We start from the raw sequence: 17,096 nt of genomic DNA, 5'->3' as shown, positions 1-17,096 counted from the left end.
GCGCGGAACTGGGCCGGTTCGCCCTGGGGTCCTTCGGTCGGTGCGGCGCCGTCGCGGAAGTCGAGCGGTGTCACGCAGCTGACGGTAGACCGTGCGCACCCGGCGCAGTCGGAGGCGCGCCGCCGCATACGATGGCCGGGATGAGCACTCACACTCGCCGTCGGTTGACCGACGCTCCGTTCCTGGCCGCCGCGACGGGCGCCACCCCCAGTCGGCGCCCGGTGTGGTTCATGCGCCAGGCGGGCCGCTCGCTGCCCGAGTACCGCGAGCTGCGGGCCGGCATCGGCATGCTGGAGTCCTGCTTCGACCCCGAGCTGGTCTGCGAGATCACCATGCAGCCGATCCGCCGCCACGGTGTCGACGCGGCGATCCTGTTCTCCGACATCGTCGTTCCGCTCAAGGCGGCCGGTATCGACCTCGACATCGTCGCCGGGGTCGGGCCGGTGGTGGCCGCGCCGGTGCGCTCGGTGGCCGACGTGCGCGCGCTGCCGCGACTGCGGCCCGAGGAGGTCGGCGCCGTCGTGGAGGGCGTGCGGCTGCTGGTGGACGCGCTCGGGCAGACCCCGCTGATCGGTTTCGCCGGCGCGCCGTTCACGCTCGCCTCCTACCTGGTCGAGGGCGGTCCGAGCAAGCATCACGAGCGCACCAAGGCGATGATGTACGCCGACCCGAAGACCTGGCACGAACTGCTCGGCGTGCTCACCGACATCACCATCGCCTTCCTGCGCGCCCAGCTCGACGCGGGCGTGGACGCGGTGCAGCTGTTCGACTCGTGGGCGGGCGCGCTGTCGCCGGCCGACTATCGCGCGTTCGTGCTGCCGCATTCGGAGCGGGTGTTCACCGAGATCGCCGACGCGGGCGTGCCGCGCATCCACTTCGGTGTCGGTACCGGCGAACTGCTCGGTGCGATGGGGGAGGCGGGCGCCGATGTGGTCGGCGTGGACTGGCGGGTGTCGCTCACCGAGGCGGCCCGGCGGGTCGGTCCGGGAAAGGCGTTGCAGGGCAACCTCGATCCCGCGGTCCTGTTCGCCGGTCCGCGGGCCGTCGAGGCGCACGCGCGCCGCATCGCCGAGGAGGCCGACCGGGCGCTGGCGCTGGGCGCGACCGGACACATCTTCAACCTCGGCCACGGTGTGCTGCCCGACACCGACCCCGGTGTGCTGACCGCGCTGGTCGAGCTCGTCCACGAACTCTGAGACCGGCCCGAACCCCGGCGGGGGAGGCGAATATCGCCCTCGCGCGGTGACTTCGGCGACAGCTACGGCACCGGATGGCCGAGCGGTGACCGCCGCGGACTACGGTCGGAAACCATGAGGATCGCGATTGTCGGCGGCGGGATCAGCGGGCTCGTCGCGGCGTACCGGCTGCGCGCCCTGCTCGGTCCGTCGGCCGATCTCGTCCTGGTCGACCGCGCCGAGCGGGTGGGCGGCATCCTGTACACCGCCGACATCCAGGGCGAGCCCGTCGACCTGGGCGCGGAGGCGTTCGTCGGCCGCCGCCCCGAGGTGCCCGCGCTGCTGCGCGAGCTGGGGCTGGCCGACCAACTGGTGTATCCGGCGGGCAAGCGGCCGCTGCTGTGGGCGGGCGGTGCCACGCACCCGCTGCCGCCCCGCACCCTGATGGGCATCCCGTCCGACGCGGAGTCGATGCGCGGGCTCGTCGACGACGACACCCTGGACCGGATCGCGAGCGAGTCGGCTCGGCCGCTGGCCTGGTACCCGGACAGCGACCTCGACGTGCACAGCCTCGTCGCCGACCGGTTCGGCGCCCAGGTGGTCGAACGCAGCGTCGACCCGCTGCTCGGCGGGGTGTACGCGGGCAGCGCCCGCTCGATCGGTGTGCGTGCCGCGCTGCCCACGCTGGCCGCCGCGCTGGACGCCGGCGCGCCCAGCCTCACCCACGCGGTGGCCGCCGCACTCCCGCCGCCCTCGGACGCCCCGGTCTTCGGCGGCATCCGCGACGGGTACCGGGTCCTGCTGGACGCCCTGGTGGCGGCGTCGGGGCTGCGCTTCGTCGCGGCCACGGCGGCCACCCGCCTCGCGCGCGCGACCGGCCGCTGGGTGCTCGACCCGCTCGGCCTGGTGGACGCGGTCGTGGTCGCCGCGCCCGCACCGGTGGCGGCGCGGCTGCTGCGCTACGTCGCGCCCGGCGCGGCCGACGCCGCCGCGGGGATCGAACTGTCCTCCTCGGCGGTGGTGGCACTGTCGCTGCCGCCCGACACCGCGTTGCCGGACAACTCGGGCATCCTCGTCGCCACCGGGGAGCCGCTGCGCGCCAAGGCGTTCACACTGTCCAGCCGCAAGTGGCCGCACCTGGCCGAGCGCAAGACCGCGCTGGTGCGGGCCTCGTTCGGCAAGTTCGGTGACGACGCCCCGCTGCGCTGGAGCGACGCGGAACTGATCGCCGCGGCCACCGAGGACCTGGCCACCGTCACCGGTGTCCCGATCACCCCGGTCGAGGCGGTGGTGCAGCGCTGGCCGGGCGGGCTGGCCCAGTACGCGCCGGGCCACACCGACCGCGTCGCCGAAATCGACCGGGCGGTGGCCGAGTTGGACGGCCTGGCCGTCGCGGGCGCCTACCTGCGCGGCGTCGGCGTCCCGGCCTGCGTGGCCGCCGGCGACGCCGCCGCCCGCCGCATCGCCGGCTTCCTCTCCTGAGTGGGAGGGCACACGCGTTACCTCCGGTCCCGCAGTGGCACGATGGACCCATGGCGCGACTCGATTATCAAGCTCTCAACTCCACCATCCGATACCTGATGTTCTCGGTGTACCAGGTGCAGCCGGGCGTGCTGGGTGACGACCGCGAGGCCGCCATCAAGGAGGCGAAGGCCTTCTTCGACGGCCTCGCCGAGAAGGACGTGGTGGTGCGCGGCATCTACGACGTCGCGGGCATGCGGGCCGACGCCGATTTCATGGTGTGGACGCACGCCGAGCGGGTCGAGGACCTGCAGGCCGCCTACGCCGATTTTCGCCGCACCACCGAACTGGGCCGCGCCAGCGACCCGGTGTGGAGCAACGTGGCGCTGCACCGCCCCGCCGAGTTCAACAAGAGCCACATCCCGGCGTTCCTGGCCGGGGAGGAGCCGGGCAACTACATCTGCGTGTACCCGTTCGTGCGGTCCTACGAGTGGTACCTGCTGCCCGACGAGGAGCGCCGCAAGATGCTGGCCGACCACGGCAAGGCCGCCCGCGGCTACCCGGATGTGCGCGCCAACACCGTCAGCTCGTTCGCGCTCGGCGACTACGAATGGATCCTGGCCTTCGAGGCGCCCGAACTGCACCGCATCGTGGACCTGATGCGCGATCTGCGCGCCACCGAGGCGCGCCTGCACGTGCGCGAGGAGACCCCGTTCTTCACCGGCCCGCGGGTGGAGATCGAGCAGCTGGTGCCCGCGCTGCCCTGACCGTCGAACACGCCGCCCGGCGCATGCCCCCGAAACCAGGGGCATGCGCCGGGCGGTGTCGCTTTCCTAGACTTCGCTGCGCGTTCGCTGTGCGGCGACCGCCGTCATCGCGCTGCGCTGTCCGAGGGGTGCAGCCGCAGTGCGATGGAATTGATGCAGTAGCGCTTGTCCGTGGGCGTGTTGTACCCCTCGCCCTCGAAGACGTGGCCGAGATGGCTGTGGCAGTTCGCGCACAGCACCTCGACCCGGCGCATGCCCAGCGAGTCGTCGGGGCGCAGCAGCACCGCGTCGGACTTCGCGGGATCGAAGAACGAGGGCCAGCCGCAGTGCGAGTCGAACTTCTCGGTGCTGCGGAACAGCTCGGCACCGCAGGCGCGGCAGCTGTAGACGCCCTCGGTCTTGGTGTCGGTGTACTCCCCGGTGAAGGGGCGTTCGGTCGCGGCCTCGCGCAGCACCGCGTACTCCTCGGGATTCAGTTTCGCCCGCCACTCCTGCGGGCTCAGCTGGATCCGCGGCGCGGGAAGGGACGTGTCTGCGTCGGAACTCATTGCTCCACGCTAATACGTTCTGCTCCTACGCGCCGTTGCGCGGGGTCGCGGGGGTCAGTTCCGCGTGCGGCGGCTCGGCCGGGACCTCGTCCTCGGCGCGGTCGCCGCGCGCGGTGCCCGGCTCGCTGTCGCGGGAGTCCGGCGCCTGGCGCATCCACGCGGGGTCCAGGCCGAGGGCCAGCCTGCCCTCCCGGCGCGCGGCCAGGTAGCGGTCGCCGAGCACGCAGAACACCACGATCAGCAGCAGCGTCCAGCCGAAGGTGATGCGCAGGTATTCGAGGTTGCGCCCGATGCTCTGCCAGCGGTCCGACAACCACTTGTCGTAGGACATGAACCCGAACACCGCCAGCCAGGCGGGCCAGTTGCGCAGCACCGAGTTGCGCAGCACCACGCTCATGAGGAACGGGAACAGCATCATCGAGTAGTACATCTGGCCCAGCCCGGCCAGCAGCCACGACGCGGTGAGCAGCACACCCGCCGAGGTGGTGACGAAGAACAGTTCGTCCTCGCGGTAGTAGCGGTACAGCAGCCACAGCGAGATCGCCACCAGCGCGCCCATCACCAGGCGCATGCCCCAGGTCAGCCACAACGGCAGGCCGTAGTAGGCGGCATTGCCCGCGATCGAGCTGTTGAAGTAGTCCCTGGTCTCGAACAGGTACGGCAGCGTGCGGCTGAAGAACTGATCGGCGTCCTTCAGCAGTGGCCAGGAGATCGCCGTCAGTACCAGCGGCACACCCAGGCCGGTGAGGAAGACGTTCCACTGCTTGCGCGCGGCCGCGATCAGCAACAGCGGCGCGAGCGTGGGTTTGACCGTGATGCTCAACCCGAGGATCGCACCGGCCCACAGATCGCGCCGACGCAACAGCAGGTGCAGGAACCCCATCTCCGCCAGCAGGATGCAGCCGTTGACGTTGGTGAACACCAGCGTGTTGATCACCGTCTCGGACATGAACATCGCCAGCAGCAGCGCGGGCGCGGCCACCGAGTTCACCGTGAACTTGAACAGCCGCAGCAGCAGGTACCAGGCCAGGATGATGGCCGCCGCGTTGAGCAGGATGAAGCACCAGCGCGACTTCTCCGGATCGATCAGCGCGATCGGGGCGATCAGCAGCGTGCCGCCGGGCGGGTACAGGTAGTGCGGATCGACGTAGTCGAAGTTCGCGGTGTACACCGGGCGTCCGTTCAGGAACGCCAGCGACGCGTTGTAGACCGGCTTGTAGTCGTCGGTGATGAAACCGTTGACAGCCTTGATGAAGACCCTGTTGAGCACCGTCATGACCGCGATGGGCCACAGGGCGAACTTGATCACCTCGGCGGTGGTGCGAGCTGTGCGGGGCTCGAGCTGTCGAAGGAACACTGGGGCACGGTACACCGGCCAGGTGCCGCGATGGTTGCCGGGATATGTCTCGGCGCGCCGTCAGACCGCGATTCCGTACCGGTTGCGCGAGCTATGCCGGGCAGGCGCTGCCGTCGCGCGGCAGCCGCGCCTCGGCCAGGTAGTCGGCGACCATCTGTTGCGCGCACCCGGAGTGCGGCAGCACCGGATGCCCCCAGCCCTGCCAGCTCACCGACGCGTGCCGGGCGCCCGCCGACCCCAGCGCGCCGGTCACCGACGACTGCCCGCCGGTGCCGACCACCGGGTCGGCGACACCCGTGAGCACCAGCACCGGCAGATCCAGCTCCTCGGGCAGCGGCGGCGCGGCCGACACCGGCCACGCCGAGCAGGTCATCAACCCGATGGCGGCCTGCCTGCCGAACACGGGATACTTCTGCCCCCACGCCTGGGCGAGCTCGGCGGCCTGCACGGCGGTCGGGGGCTGCTGGATGTCGGTACACCGGTTGACGAACTGGCCGTCGGAGGCGGTGGCCGCCGATTCGCGCAGCACCAGGTTGTCCAGCGCAGTCCGGTCGCCGCGACCGGCGGCGGCCAGCGCGTCGGCCAGTTCGGCGACCCGGGTCGCCTGATCGGCGCGCGGCGCGCCGAGGAATCCGGTGATCGCGGTGAGCAGGCCGGCCGCCGACAGCGTGCCCAGCTCGCCGGCGTCGGCCCGCCGGACCAGGTCGGCGACGGCGGCGCGGGGATCGGCGCCCAGCGCGCAGCCGAGCGCCGTGCAGCGCTGGGCGAACGCGGTCAGTGCGGCCTCGGCGCCCTGCAGGCGCTGTTCCTCCCTGGTCACCGCGTCGGTGCCGACGGCCTCGGGGGAATCGAGCACCAGGCGGGCGAGGTGATCGCCGTACTTGCGGGCGTAGGCGATCGCCACCGTGGCGCCGTTGCCGGAGCCCAGCAGGTCGATGTGCTCGACCTGCCACTGCTTGCGCAGCTGCTCGATGTCGTCGGCGGCGTGCGCGGCGTCGAACGTGCTCTCGTAGGGCTGGAGGAAATCGCGGCAGGAGATGGTGGCCTCCTGGCTCAGTTCCGCCATCCGCGCGATCGGATCGGCGGCGCCGCGGGCGTGCTCGGCCAGGCCGGTGCGGATCTCGGGCGGCAGGCAGTCGATCGGCTGGGAGGTGCCGATCCCGCGCCGGTCCACCGCCACGATCGGGCGGGTGGCCAGCAGCGGGGCGGCGGGGCCGACGGCGAGCCCGGCCAGCGTGGCGCTGGAGGACCGGTCGTTGCCGGAGGTCAGCACCAGCGGCGGGACGTCGGTGGGGGTCTGCGGCAACCGGGCGCGCACGGCGCCGTTGCGGAAGTTGCCGAGCACGCTGCCCGCGGCGTCGATCGGCGTGGAGTACTCCGCGCATTCGAGCACCAGTCCGGCCGGGGCGGGCCCGAGTCCCAGCAGGTTCAGCGTCGGCGCGGTGCAGTCGTGCCAGCTCAGATCCGCGGTCGGCACCTGCGCGCGCGGCGGTTCGGCCTGCGTCGTCTCCTCGGGCGCGGGGCCGCCGCCGACCCCGGGCCGCTCCACCGCGACCCCGGGACGATCGGAGGGGCCCGCACCGCATCCGGCGATCACGATCGACAGTGTCGAGGCCAGCACGGCGGCTCGGGTCCAGCGCATGCGCTACAGCCTGCCAGGTCGCGGCCGTCGTTTCATCGACGGGCCCAGCGAGTCAGCACCGTGCCGTCGTCGTCGAGGATCATGTGGCGGCGATGCATGTGCTGATGGAACTCCCGCGCGGACAGCGAGATTCGGCCCGCGGTCCCGCCGACCAGCACCGGCGCGGTGGTCAGGCACAGCTCGTCGACGAGGTCCGCCTCGATCAGCTGGCCGAACAGGTGCGGCCCGCCCTCGCACAGCACCCGGTGCAGGCCGCGCTCGGCCAGCGCGGCCAGCAGCGCCTTCGGGGTGACGGCCACCTCACCGGCCTCGATCACCTCCGCGCCCGCCGCGGCCAGTTTCTCCTTGCGGTCGGCGGGCGCGGCGGCGGCGGTGATGATCAGCGGCGGCACCGTCGTGTCGGTGAGCAGGCGGCAGGTCGGCTCCAGCGCGGCGCTCGCGGTGACCACGGCGATGGGCGGCGGGGCGCCGTCGGGGTGGCCGCCGCGGCTGCGGTCGTGCAGCGAGCGGCGGCGGGCCGCGTCGGTGCGGGCGCCGCCGTAGTTCTCGGTGCGCACCGTGCCCGCGCCCACCAGCACCACGTCGGCGAGGTCGCGCAGGAGCTTGAAGACCCGCTTGTCGGCCGGGGTGCCGAGCGCGGCGGTGACATCGCCGCTGGTCGCGGCCCCGTCGATGCTGGCGACGAAGTTGACGCGCACCCACGGGTCGGCCAGACCCATGGGGTAGGCGTAGAGGTCGGCGAGTCCGTCGGGGTCGAGGTCTGTGAGCTGGATCGCATTGGGCATACGCTGCATGAAACCAGCACACACCACGTCTTTAGGCTTCGTCCATGCAAGAGCGCCTCGTCGATCGCCATCCGGAGGTTCCGGCCGACCAACTCGTCGCCCAGATGGTGCCCCCGCCCATGTTCGACGAGGTCAGCTTCTCCTCCTACATCCCGGACCCGAACGAGCCCAGCCAGGCCGCCGCGGTGCGCAAGGCCGAGGACTTCGCCCGCGAGGTCGCCAAGATCCACAAGGCGGCGGGCAAGAAGAGCCTGTTCGGCAAGAAGAAGCAGGTCACCGGCGCCGGTCTGTACCTCGACGGCGGCTTCGGCGTCGGCAAGACCCACCTGCTCGCCTCGATCTTCCACAGCGCGCCCGCCCCGAAGTCCTTCGGGACCTTCGGCGAGCTGACCAACCTGGTCGGCGCACTGGGTTTCACCAACGCCCTCGAGCGCCTGTCGGCCAACAGCGTGCTGTGCATCGACGAATTCGAACTCGACGACCCGGGCGACACGATGCTGGTCTCGCGGCTGCTCACCGAGCTGTCCGCGCGCGGGGTCTCCATCGCCGCGACCTCCAACACGCTGCCCGGCCAGCTCGGCGAGGGGCGCTTCGCGGCGCAGGACTTCATGCGCGAGATCAAAAAGCTCGGCGCGATCTTCGAGGCCGTGCGGGTGGACGGCCCCGACTACCGCCACCGCGACCTGCCGCCCGCCCCGGAACCGACCTCGCCCGCCGAGCTCGCCGAACGCGCCGCGGCGACACCGGGTTCCACGCTCGACGAGTTCGACGCCCTGCTGGCGCACCTGAGCACGCTGCACCCGTCCAAGTACGGCGCGCTGATCGCCGGGGTGAGCGCGGTGTTCGTCGCCGGCGTGCACCCGGTCACCGACCAGGCCGTCGCGCTGCGCATCGTGGTGCTGGCCGACCGCCTCTACGACGCGAGCGTGCCGGTCACGGTGTCCGGGGCCAAGCTCGACGAGATCTTCTCCCCGGAGATGCTCGAGGGCGGCTACCGCAAGAAGTACCTGCGCGCCATCTCCCGGCTGCTGGCGCTCTCGCGCTTCGAGGCGGCCACCGCCTAGCCGCCACCCGGCCGTCCGCCGGTCAGAAGACCAGGCGCAGCACGTAGTCGTGGTGCACTTCGCGGCCCACCGTGAAGGTCTTGGTGCCGACCTGCTCGAACCCGTGCTTGGCGTAGAACCGCTGGGCACGGTGGTTCTCCTGGTTGACCCCCAGCCATACGCCCGGGTATCCACCCTCGCGGGCGTGTCGCAGGGCCGCGCCCATCAGCGCGGTGGACACGCCGGTGCCGTGGTGGCCGGGCAGCACGTACATCTTGCTGATCTCCAGCGCCGGGTGCAGGTCGACCACCCGGGCGACCTCGGGGTCCGCCGGGTCGCCCGCGACCAGCATCGCGTACCCGACGATCTCACCGCCCGCCACGGCCTTGAGCACGGTGCGGTCCGGATCGTTGAGGTACTCGCCGAACCGTTCGCCGGAGAGCACCTGCTCGAGGAAGATCTCGATGTCGTCGGCGCTCGCGCCGGGCGGGCAGGCCAGCGGAAACGTCGCCGCCGCAACGTCGCTGAGGGCCTCGGCGTCCCACAATCCGGCCCGGTCGACGGTGACTGGGATGTTGCTCATCGGTCCAGTACAACACGCCGGGGTGGTGATGCCGGACGATAGCCGGTCCGCGGCCGCGCCCGCGGTCCGCCGCACCCGGGCGGGGCGGGTAGGCTCGGGGCCCATGACGAGCGGTAACCGCATCGCGATCGTAGGTGCGGGCATTGCAGGCCTCGCCTGCGCGAAGGTGTTGGGCCGGGAGGGGTTTGCGGTCGAGGTGTTCGACCGGACCCCCGACGTCGGCGGCGTCTGGAGCGCCACCAGGCGTTATCCGGGGCTGCGCCCGCAGAACACCAAGCACACCTACCATTTCTCGGATTTCCCGATGCCGCAGGACTATCCCGCGGTGCCCGACGGTGCCCAGGTGCAGGCCTACCTGCAGAGCTACGTGCAGCACTTCGGGCTCGGTGCACACCTGCGCCTGGGAACGGAGGTGACCGCGGCCGACCCGGTCGACAGCGGCTGGCTGCTCGAGATCCGCGACGAGACCGGCGTGCATCGCAGCACCTGCGACCACCTGGTGGTCGCCAACGGCGTGTTCAGCGATCCCGCCGTGCCGGACTACCGCGGCGCGGAGGCGTTCGAGGCGGCCGGTGGCGCGCTGGTGCACTCGTCGCGCTTCCTCGATCTGGAGGCCGCCCGGGGCAAGGCGGTCGTGATCGTCGGCTACGGCCAGTCGGCGTGCGATATCGCCGAGGCGGTCAGCCACGTGGCCGCCAGTACCACGGTGGTGGCGCGCAGGCTGCTGTGGAAGCTGCCGCGCAAGCTCGGCCTCGGCATCGATTTCGAACGGCTCTTCCTGAGCCGTCTGGGCGAGGCGCATTTCCGCTACCACACCCCGCGCGGCGCGGAGCGGTTCCTGCACGGGCCGGGGCACACCTTCCGCGACAGCGATTTCGACGTGATCCAGGAGATGACGGTCAAGAAGCTGGGCCTGCGGGAGCTCGGTCTGGTGCCGGAGGGCCGGTTCGAGGTGATCGCGGAGAGCACCGTCGGCATCGCCACCGAGGGGTTCTACGAGCAGGTGGCGGCGGGCGCGATCCGGGTGGTGCGCGATGTCGAGGTCGCGGAGCTGTCCGGTCGGCCGGGCCCGCCCGCGGCACAGCTCACCGACGGCCGGACCCTGCCCGCCGATCTGGTGGTCTGCGCGACCGGCTTCCACCAGCGGGTGCCCTTCCTGACGCCCTACATCCAGCGCAGGCTCACCGACGAGGACGGCAACTTCCGCCTCTACCGCAACATCCTGCCGACCGAGGTGCCCAACATCAGCTTCGCGGGCTACAACTCCTCGGTGCTCGCGCCGTTGAGTGCGGAGGTGGGAGCGCACTGGATCGCCGCACTGCTGGCGGGCAAGCTCCGGCTCCCCGCCGCCGCACAGCGCGAGGAGCAGATCGACGAGCGGCTGCGCTGGATGACGGCGGGCACCGGGGGTCGGCACGCGCACGGCACCACGATCACCCCGTTCACCCTGCACAACATCGACGAGATGCTGGCCGACCTGAAGTTCCGGCTGCCGCTGCGCAGCCGGTTGGCGCAGTGGGCCCGCCCGGTGCGGCCGGGCGCCTACCGTGGCCTGGGCGAGCGCTCGGCGGAACGGGCCGCCCCGCCGGTCCCGCCGCTCGCGGAAGAGCCTGTCGTCCAGGGGCACTCGCACCACAGTCAGGCCTGACCCGGCGGTCGGTCCGCCCGGCGCGTCGGTGTGCCGGGCGAACGCTCAGGTGTCGACACCGGCCGGCCGCCGTGCAATAATGACTGACCAGTCAGTCATAGGAGTGTCCATGTCCCCTCGCCGAGTCGACACCACTGCCCGCCGCGCCGAGATCCTCGATGCCGCCGTCCGCGTCTTCGCGAGGAAGGGCTTCGCCGCCAGCCGGGTCGAGGACATCGCGGCGGCCGCCGGGATCGCCAAGGGCAGCGTTTATCTCGCCTTCGACAGTCGCGAGGACCTACTGCGCGCGATCTTCGAGGATTTCGCCGAGCGCACCGCCGCCGGGATGCGCCGCGCCCGCACGGCCGAGGGCCCCGCGCTCGACCGGCTCGCCGAACTGATCCGCTCGACCTTCGTGCTGCTCACCGAAGAACGCGAGACGGCCCGCATCCTGTTCGACCTGTGGTCGGTGGGCCGGGGAGGGGACAGCGCCGCCCCGCTGGACATGGCGCGCGTCTACGGCGAATACCGGGCTGCCGTCACCGACCTGCTCACCGCGGCCGCCGCCGAGGGGGACCTGCGGCCCGGCGTGGGGCCGGGGCACGCGACCGCCGTCGTCGGCGTGATCGAAGGGTGCCTGTTGCAGTGCTTGATCGATCCGGTGCTGCCGGTCGAGGGCCTGGCCGACACCATCGTCGATCTCTGTGTGCACGGCCTGCGCCGGGAGGTGCCGGCATGAGCGCGGTGCTGCGGCGGCTGGACGACACACTCGTGGCGCCCGACGCGTCCGCGGGGGAGCGGCTGCTCGGTTACGGTGCGGCGTCGGCGGGCGCGCTCGTCGCCGTCCTCGCCGGTGTCGGCGCCGGGTGGTCGATCCTGACGGTGCTCGTGCTGGGCGTCGTCGCGTTCGACCTGTTCGGTGGCGCGACGGTCAACGCTATGGACGCGGCCAAGCGGTGGTGGCATCGGCCCGGCCAGGGCGCGGGCCGGCACCTGGCGTTCGTGGCCGTGCACGTGCAGCCCTTCCTGGTGGCGTGGGTGGTGCCCGGATTCGGCTGGATCACCGCGGCGGGGCTGTACCTCGCGACGCTCGTCGCCGCGGGCATCGTGCTCGCCACACCGCTGCGGTACCGGCGCCCGGTGGGTTTCACGGTGACGACGCTGACGCTGGCGGTCGTGCTCGCGGCGGCAGCGGTGCCCGCCGCGGTGGCGTGGTTCGTGCCGGTTCTGCTGATCAAGTTGCTGTTGGCGCATCTGCAACCGGAGGGCGCCGCCGATTGCGCCGAGCGCAATGCCGGGGATCGATGATTGCGTCTGTGATAATCCGGGAGTGGCGCCCCTCGACCTCAACCTTCTGGTTGCTCTCGATTCGCTGCTGGACACCGGCAGCGTGACCGAGGCGGCGCGCCGGCTGCACACCTCGCCGTCGGCGATGAGCCGCACGCTGGCCCGGTTGCGGCGGCTGCTCGACGATCCGCTGCTGGTGCGGTCGGGCCGCCACCTGGTGCCCACCCCGCGCGCACTGGCCCTGCGGCCGGAGGTGGCGGCACTGGTCGAGCACGGCCGCGCGGTGCTCGCCCCGCGCGGGCGGGTCGACCCCGCCACCCTCGCTCGCGGTTTCGCCGTGCGCGCCGACGACCTCGTGCTCGCCCGGCTCGCCGGACCGCTGGTGCGTGCGGTGCGCGCCCACGCGCCCGGCGTCACGATCCGCTTCCTGCCCGACGCCGGGAAGGGGGCGGCCGACCTGCGCGACGGCCGGGCGGATCTGGCGGTCGGCGTGCTCGAACCGGCCGATCCGGAGATCGTCGTCCATCGCGTCTTCGGCGATCGGCTGGTCGGCGTGGTCGCGCCCGGTCATCCGCTGGACGCCGACCGCGTCACCGTCGCCGCCTACGCGGGCGCCGCCCATCTGGCGGTGACCCGGCAGGGCCGCCCGCGCGGCCCCATCGACGACCGGCTCGCCCTGCACGGGCGCACCCGCCGCGTCGTCGCCACCGTCCCCGACCTGCCGTCGGCGCTGCTCGCGGTGCGTGGTGGTGAGCTGGTCTGCCCGGCACCGGCGCACCTGGCCGCCGACGCGGTGGCGGCGCTCGGCCTCGCCACGTTCGAGATCCCGCTCCCGCTCCCCGAGATCCCGGTCGGCCTGACCTGGCACTCCCGCAACACCGCCGACGCCGCCCACCGCTGGCTGCGCGAACTCGTCGAAACCCTACTGGCGCCACCGGGTCCGGGCCGACGACGCCGCTGACCGCGCCGATTGCTCAGCGATTGCGGTGCGGCGGATCTCCGAGGGTGTCGAGCTCGTCCGCGTGTACGGCCACGAGTGCCGCCTCCACCCGATTGCGGGCGCCGGTGGTGCGCAGGATCGACGACACGTGCACCTTGACGGTGCCCGGCGCCAGGTGCAGGTCGGCGGCGATCTCGGCATTGGACCAGCCGCGGCCGACCAGCCGCAGGATCTCCTGCTCGCGCGGGGTGAGCGCGGCGAAGCGGCGCCGCGCGGCCACCGCCCGGTCGAAGCGGGCGGCGGGTCGACCGTCGAGGAGCCGGCGGGCGATGGCCGGGGAGAAGAACGCCCCGCCCGACGCGACGGCATGCACGCCCAGGATCAGCTCGCGCGGGTCGCCGGACTTGAGCACGAACCCGTCGGCGGCCAGGCGTACCGCTTCGGCGATGTAGTCGTCCTCGCCGAAGGTCGTGACGAACAGGCACCCCACCGTGTGCCCCTCGCCGCGTAGTTCGCGCAGCACCTCCAGCCCGGACAGGCCCGGCATCCTGATGTCGAGCACCACGGCGTCGAGCGCGTGGGCGCGGGCGGCGGCCAGCGCGTCGGGACCGGTGCCCGCCTCGGCGACCACGGCGATGCCCGGGTCGGTGCCGAGGATGCCGGTCACGCCCGCGCGCACCAGAGGTTCGTCGTCGGCGACGAGTACCCGGATCGGTGCGGGTCGGCTCATCGCTCACCGGCCACGATGTGCCGGGTCGACACGACCACCGCACCGGCGAAGCACACCCGGTAGACGTCACCGGCGGCGTCGTCGAACATGTCGGCGGTGACGGCGTAGTCACGGCAGTCGGTGCCGGGGTCGGCGGCCGGACGGGGCGGCAGGTCGTGCTCGGGGAGCATCGGTTCGACCCGCGCGCGGGGGTCGCCGGGCCGGATCTGCGCGAAGGTCTCGGCGGGCAGCAGCGCCCGCCGGGCCTGCGCCGTCGTCAGCGCTTGGACCACGGCCAGTGCGGCGACGACCGCCACCGCCGCGGCGGCCAGGATCAGCCGGCCGCGCCGCCTGGCCTGGGCGGCCAGCCTCGCCTCCACGGTGTCGTCGTCGAGGTCGTCGGCAGGATCGTCGGCGGCGAATTCCGCGGGGCCGGGGACGGTCTCGTCGTCCGCACCGTCGGCGGGGCCGGTGCGCGCCGGGAGCCGGACCTGCACGCCGAACGCGGCGCCGTCGTCGTGTATGTCCACCTGCCCGCCCGCCGCCGTCACGTGCCTGCGCAGCGCCGCGAGCCCGGTGCCGGATCCCGCCGCCCGACTCCGGGTGGGCACCGGATTCCGAACGGTCAGGCACACTTCGTCGCCGTCGTCGATCACCGCGAGGCGCACCGGCTGGCCCGGCGCGTGCTTGGTCGCGTTGGTCAGCGCTTCCCGTAGCACCCGCGTCAGGAGCGCGTGATCGAAGCGGGCCAGCCGCGCGGCCGGTGGCAGTTCACCGGTGAGGTGGACGCCGGCGCGGCGGGCCTGCGTGACCAGGTCGGCGAGGTCGTCGCGGCGCGGCAGCCCGGGTGCGGTGCCGTCGCGCAACGACACCACCGACGCGCCGAGCCGGGCCACCGCCGTGGACAGGTCGCGCCGGGCCGAGCCGACCGCGGCGAGCGCGGGTGCGGGCAGGGTGGGATCGACCTCCAGCCGCCCGAGCGTGAGCGCGACCAGGCTCAACGCGTGGCCCAGGTCGTCGTGCAGCGCCTCGGCCAAGGCCAGCCGCTCGGCGTCGCGCTCCTGACGCAGCCGGGCGCGTCGCTGCCGGCGCTCCTGGGCGGCGCGTGCGGCGGCCTGCCGGTTCACCTCGGCGCGCAGCCGCAACGCGACGCCGATCAACCACGGCACCCCGGCCCGCGCCAGCGCGGACGGCAGACCGGCGGCGCCGGCCTGCCAATCGACCGCGCCGACCGCGATACCGGCCGCCGTGAGCAGCGCGAACAGCACCAGCGCCGCCGCCCCCCGACGCACGCCGTCGGGGCCGAGCCCGACCAGGAACGCCACGACCGTGACCAGCAGCGCCGTCCCCAGCCCGGTCTGGGGCACTGCGGTCACCACCGCGAGCGCCACCACGGACACGACCGAGACCACGGGGTGGGCCGCGGCAGAGCGAATATCGGGCATTCCACGATTCTCCCGGGACGCTCGCCGCGATTCATCAGCCGTACGGCCGATCCGCCCGGCGGGCGGCTATGACCACGGGCATAGCCGATTCCCGTTGTCGGGCAGATTCGGCGCGATCGGCAACTTCCTAGCGTCGAGCAGCATGATCGCTCCTCACCCACCCGGGTCCACCCGTCGCACGGGGACCGCCCGCCTCGTCGGCCTCGTCACCGCCGTCCTCGCGCTGCTCGCGGTCGCCGCCTTCCCGGTCCGCGAGGCCCTCTACCTCCGGATCGCGGGCACGGCCGAGAGTTCGCCCGCCGCACCGCTGGTCGGACTCACCGCCCGTGCCGGTCTGCTCGTCCTCGTCGCCACCGCCGGTGTACTGGCGGTCCGGTCGTGGCGGCGCGACCGTCCCGCCCTGGTGACGCTCACCGCCGCCGGTGTCGGCGTGGTCGGCGCGTACCTGCTCAGCGAGGTCGTCAAACTGCTGGTCACCGAGGAACGCCCCTGCCGGGCGGCCGGGCTGCCCACCGTGCTGGACTGCCCGGCCGCGGGGGACTGGTCGTGGCCGTCCAACCACGCCGTGCTGGCCGCCGCCTTCGCCACCGCCTGCGTCCTGGCCGCGCCGCGGGTGGCCTGGTTCGCCGTCCCGGTCGCGCTGGCCGTCGCGGCCGCCAGGGTGGGCGCGGGCGTGCACTACGTGCACGACGTCCTCTCGGGGCTGGCGCTCGGCGTGGTCGTGGTCGCGCTCGTGGTCGCGCTGATCCGTCCATCGCTCGACCGGTTGATCCAGCAGCTCGCCGGTCGATTCGCCGGGTTCGGCGGTGACCGATGATCGAGGTCGCCGGTCTCACCAAGACATTCGGCGCCGCCGTCGCGGTCGACGATCTGGCGTTCACCGTCCCCGACGGCGCCGTCACCGGCTTCCTCGGCCCGAACGGCGCGGGCAAGTCCACCACCATGCGCTGCCTGCTCGGTCTCGACCTGCCCGACGCGGGGCGGGTGCTCGTCGACGGACACCGGCTGCGCGACCACCACCGGCCCGCCCGGGTCGTCGGCGCGGTCCTCGACACCGCCTGGTATCACCCCGGCCGGACCGGCCGCGGCCACCTGCGGGTGGTCGCCGCCTCCGCCGGGCTGCCGTCGACCCGGGTGGACGAGGTGCTGGCGGCGGTGGGCTTGACCACCGCCGCTGACCGGCGCGTCCGCGGCTACTCCCTCGGCATGCGGCAGCGCCTCGGCCTGGCCGCGGCGCTGCTGGGCGACCCGCGGAATCTCGTTCTCGACGAACCGGTCAACGGCTTGGATCCGGAAGGCGTGCACTGGATGCGGTCGGTGCTGCGGCAGGGGGCGGACGCCGGTCGCGCCGTGCTGGTCTCCTCCCATCTGCTCGCCGAGATGCAGGTGATCGCCGACCGCCTGGTGGTCCTCGGCCGCGGCAGACTCCTCGGCGAGGGCACGCTCGCCGCTTTCCTGGACCGCCACGGCCACGTCCTCGTCCGCACCGACGGCGACGAGCTGCTCGCGGCCCGCCTGCGGGAACTGGGCGTCGTCGCGGAACGGACCGCGGCCGGGCTGCGGGTGGAGCTCGATCACCGAATTCCCGATGCCCCTGCGGTATCCCGGCTGTGTCGCGACCTCGGGCTGCTCGTCACCGCGCTCGGGGAGGCGGCCCCCACCCTCGAGGACGTCTTCCTCGACCTCACCGACCGCACCGCCGAATTCCGCGGCGAACGGTGACCGCG

At 72.9% G+C, this 17,096-nt stretch carries 17 protein-coding genes; 10 read left to right on the top strand and 7 right to left on the bottom strand.

Going from position 1 to position 17,096, the window contains the following annotated elements; translation table 11 throughout:
- Positions 1-131 precede the first annotated feature (131 nt).
- The 3 genes from hemE to hemQ all read left to right on the top strand — a co-directional run bounded on the left by hemE (position 132) and on the right by hemQ (position 3,403).
- Positions 132-1,196, top strand: a complete 1,065-nt coding sequence (hemE, locus tag CRM89_RS12980) for a uroporphyrinogen decarboxylase (RefSeq protein ID WP_060589797.1) — start codon at positions 132-134, stop codon at positions 1,194-1,196.
- 114 nt (positions 1,197-1,310) lie between these two features.
- Positions 1,311-2,657, top strand: coding sequence for a protoporphyrinogen oxidase (locus tag CRM89_RS12975; RefSeq protein ID WP_098084113.1), 1,347 nt, complete (start codon positions 1,311-1,313; stop codon positions 2,655-2,657).
- A gap of 50 nt (positions 2,658-2,707) precedes the next feature.
- Positions 2,708-3,403, top strand: coding sequence for a hydrogen peroxide-dependent heme synthase (hemQ, locus tag CRM89_RS12970; protein WP_011210269.1), 696 nt, complete (start codon positions 2,708-2,710; stop codon positions 3,401-3,403).
- Positions 3,404-3,507: 104 nt separating this feature from the next.
- Here the strand turns inward: hemQ and msrB are convergent, their stop codons facing one another.
- From msrB to CRM89_RS12950, 4 genes are all read right to left on the bottom strand, one after another.
- Positions 3,508-3,951, bottom strand: a complete 444-nt coding sequence (gene msrB / locus CRM89_RS12965; protein WP_098084111.1) for a peptide-methionine (R)-S-oxide reductase MsrB — start codon at positions 3,949-3,951, stop codon at positions 3,508-3,510.
- Positions 3,952-3,976: 25 nt separating this feature from the next.
- Positions 3,977-5,308, bottom strand: coding sequence for a glycosyltransferase family 87 protein (locus tag CRM89_RS12960; RefSeq protein WP_229434759.1), 1,332 nt, complete (start codon positions 5,306-5,308; stop codon positions 3,977-3,979).
- A 91-nt stretch (positions 5,309-5,399) separates the two neighbouring features.
- Positions 5,400-6,950 carry an alpha/beta hydrolase gene (locus tag CRM89_RS12955; RefSeq protein ID WP_098084107.1) on the bottom strand — a complete coding sequence of 517 codons (1,551 nt, stop codon included), beginning with the start codon at positions 6,948-6,950 and terminating at the stop codon, positions 5,400-5,402.
- Positions 6,951-6,982: 32 nt separating this feature from the next.
- Positions 6,983-7,744, bottom strand: a complete 762-nt coding sequence (locus CRM89_RS12950) for a pyrimidine reductase family protein (protein WP_098086979.1) — start codon at positions 7,742-7,744, stop codon at positions 6,983-6,985.
- Between the two features lie 35 nt (positions 7,745-7,779).
- Between CRM89_RS12950 and zapE the strand changes: the two genes are divergently transcribed.
- A complete protein-coding gene (zapE, locus tag CRM89_RS12945) occupies positions 7,780-8,799 on the top strand; it encodes a cell division protein ZapE (RefSeq protein WP_041560250.1) in 1,020 nt (339 codons plus the stop codon).
- A 22-nt stretch (positions 8,800-8,821) separates the two neighbouring features.
- On the opposite strand, the gene CRM89_RS12940 is transcribed toward zapE, so the two are convergent.
- The gene (locus CRM89_RS12940) at positions 8,822-9,361 is read right to left on the bottom strand and encodes a GNAT family N-acetyltransferase (protein ID WP_220276479.1); all 540 of its coding nucleotides are present in this window, start codon (positions 9,359-9,361) and stop codon (positions 8,822-8,824) included.
- Positions 9,362-9,464: 103 nt separating this feature from the next.
- On the opposite strand from CRM89_RS12940, the gene CRM89_RS12935 reads away from it, so the two are divergent.
- The 4 genes from CRM89_RS12935 to CRM89_RS12920 all read left to right on the top strand — a co-directional run bounded on the left by CRM89_RS12935 (position 9,465) and on the right by CRM89_RS12920 (position 13,236).
- Positions 9,465-11,009, top strand: coding sequence for an NAD(P)/FAD-dependent oxidoreductase (locus CRM89_RS12935; protein ID WP_060589810.1), 1,545 nt, complete (start codon positions 9,465-9,467; stop codon positions 11,007-11,009).
- Positions 11,010-11,118: 109 nt separating this feature from the next.
- Positions 11,119-11,727, top strand: coding sequence for a TetR/AcrR family transcriptional regulator (locus CRM89_RS12930; protein ID WP_060589812.1), 609 nt, complete (start codon positions 11,119-11,121; stop codon positions 11,725-11,727).
- Positions 11,724-12,296: a hypothetical protein gene (locus CRM89_RS12925; RefSeq protein WP_060589814.1), complete on the top strand. Its 573-nt coding sequence runs from the start codon at positions 11,724-11,726 to the stop codon at positions 12,294-12,296. The genes CRM89_RS12930 and CRM89_RS12925 overlap by 4 nt, the downstream gene beginning before the upstream one ends.
- A 22-nt stretch (positions 12,297-12,318) precedes the next feature.
- Positions 12,319-13,236, top strand: coding sequence for a LysR substrate-binding domain-containing protein (locus tag CRM89_RS12920; protein WP_086840826.1), 918 nt, complete (start codon positions 12,319-12,321; stop codon positions 13,234-13,236).
- Positions 13,237-13,249: 13 nt separating this feature from the next.
- Here CRM89_RS12920 and CRM89_RS12915 read toward each other — a convergent pair whose 3' ends face one another.
- Together CRM89_RS12915 and CRM89_RS12910 are read right to left on the bottom strand one after the other, a co-directional pair.
- The gene (locus CRM89_RS12915) at positions 13,250-13,945 is read right to left on the bottom strand and encodes a response regulator transcription factor (protein WP_098084105.1); all 696 of its coding nucleotides are present in this window, start codon (positions 13,943-13,945) and stop codon (positions 13,250-13,252) included.
- A complete protein-coding gene (locus CRM89_RS12910) occupies positions 13,942-15,369 on the bottom strand; it encodes a sensor histidine kinase (protein WP_107646869.1) in 1,428 nt (475 codons plus the stop codon). Before CRM89_RS12910 ends, CRM89_RS12915 begins: the two co-directional genes overlap by 4 nt.
- Positions 15,370-15,511: 142 nt before the next feature.
- Between CRM89_RS12910 and CRM89_RS12905 the strand changes: the two genes are divergently transcribed.
- Both CRM89_RS12905 and CRM89_RS12900 read left to right on the top strand, forming a co-directional pair.
- Entirely contained in the window at positions 15,512-16,186 is a 675-nt protein-coding gene (locus tag CRM89_RS12905; protein WP_098084099.1) for a phosphatase PAP2 family protein, read from the top strand.
- Entirely contained in the window at positions 16,183-17,091 is a 909-nt protein-coding gene (locus CRM89_RS12900; protein ID WP_098084098.1) for an ATP-binding cassette domain-containing protein, read from the top strand. The genes CRM89_RS12905 and CRM89_RS12900 overlap by 4 nt, the downstream gene beginning before the upstream one ends.
- Positions 17,092-17,096: the final 5 nt, after the last annotated feature.

Source organism: Nocardia sp. FDAARGOS_372, assembly GCF_002554515.1.
Taxonomy (GTDB): domain Bacteria; phylum Actinomycetota; class Actinomycetes; order Mycobacteriales; family Mycobacteriaceae; genus Nocardia; species Nocardia farcinica.
The sequence above is the reverse complement of the archived record's forward strand: the minus strand, read 5'-3'. Positions and strand labels throughout refer to the sequence as shown.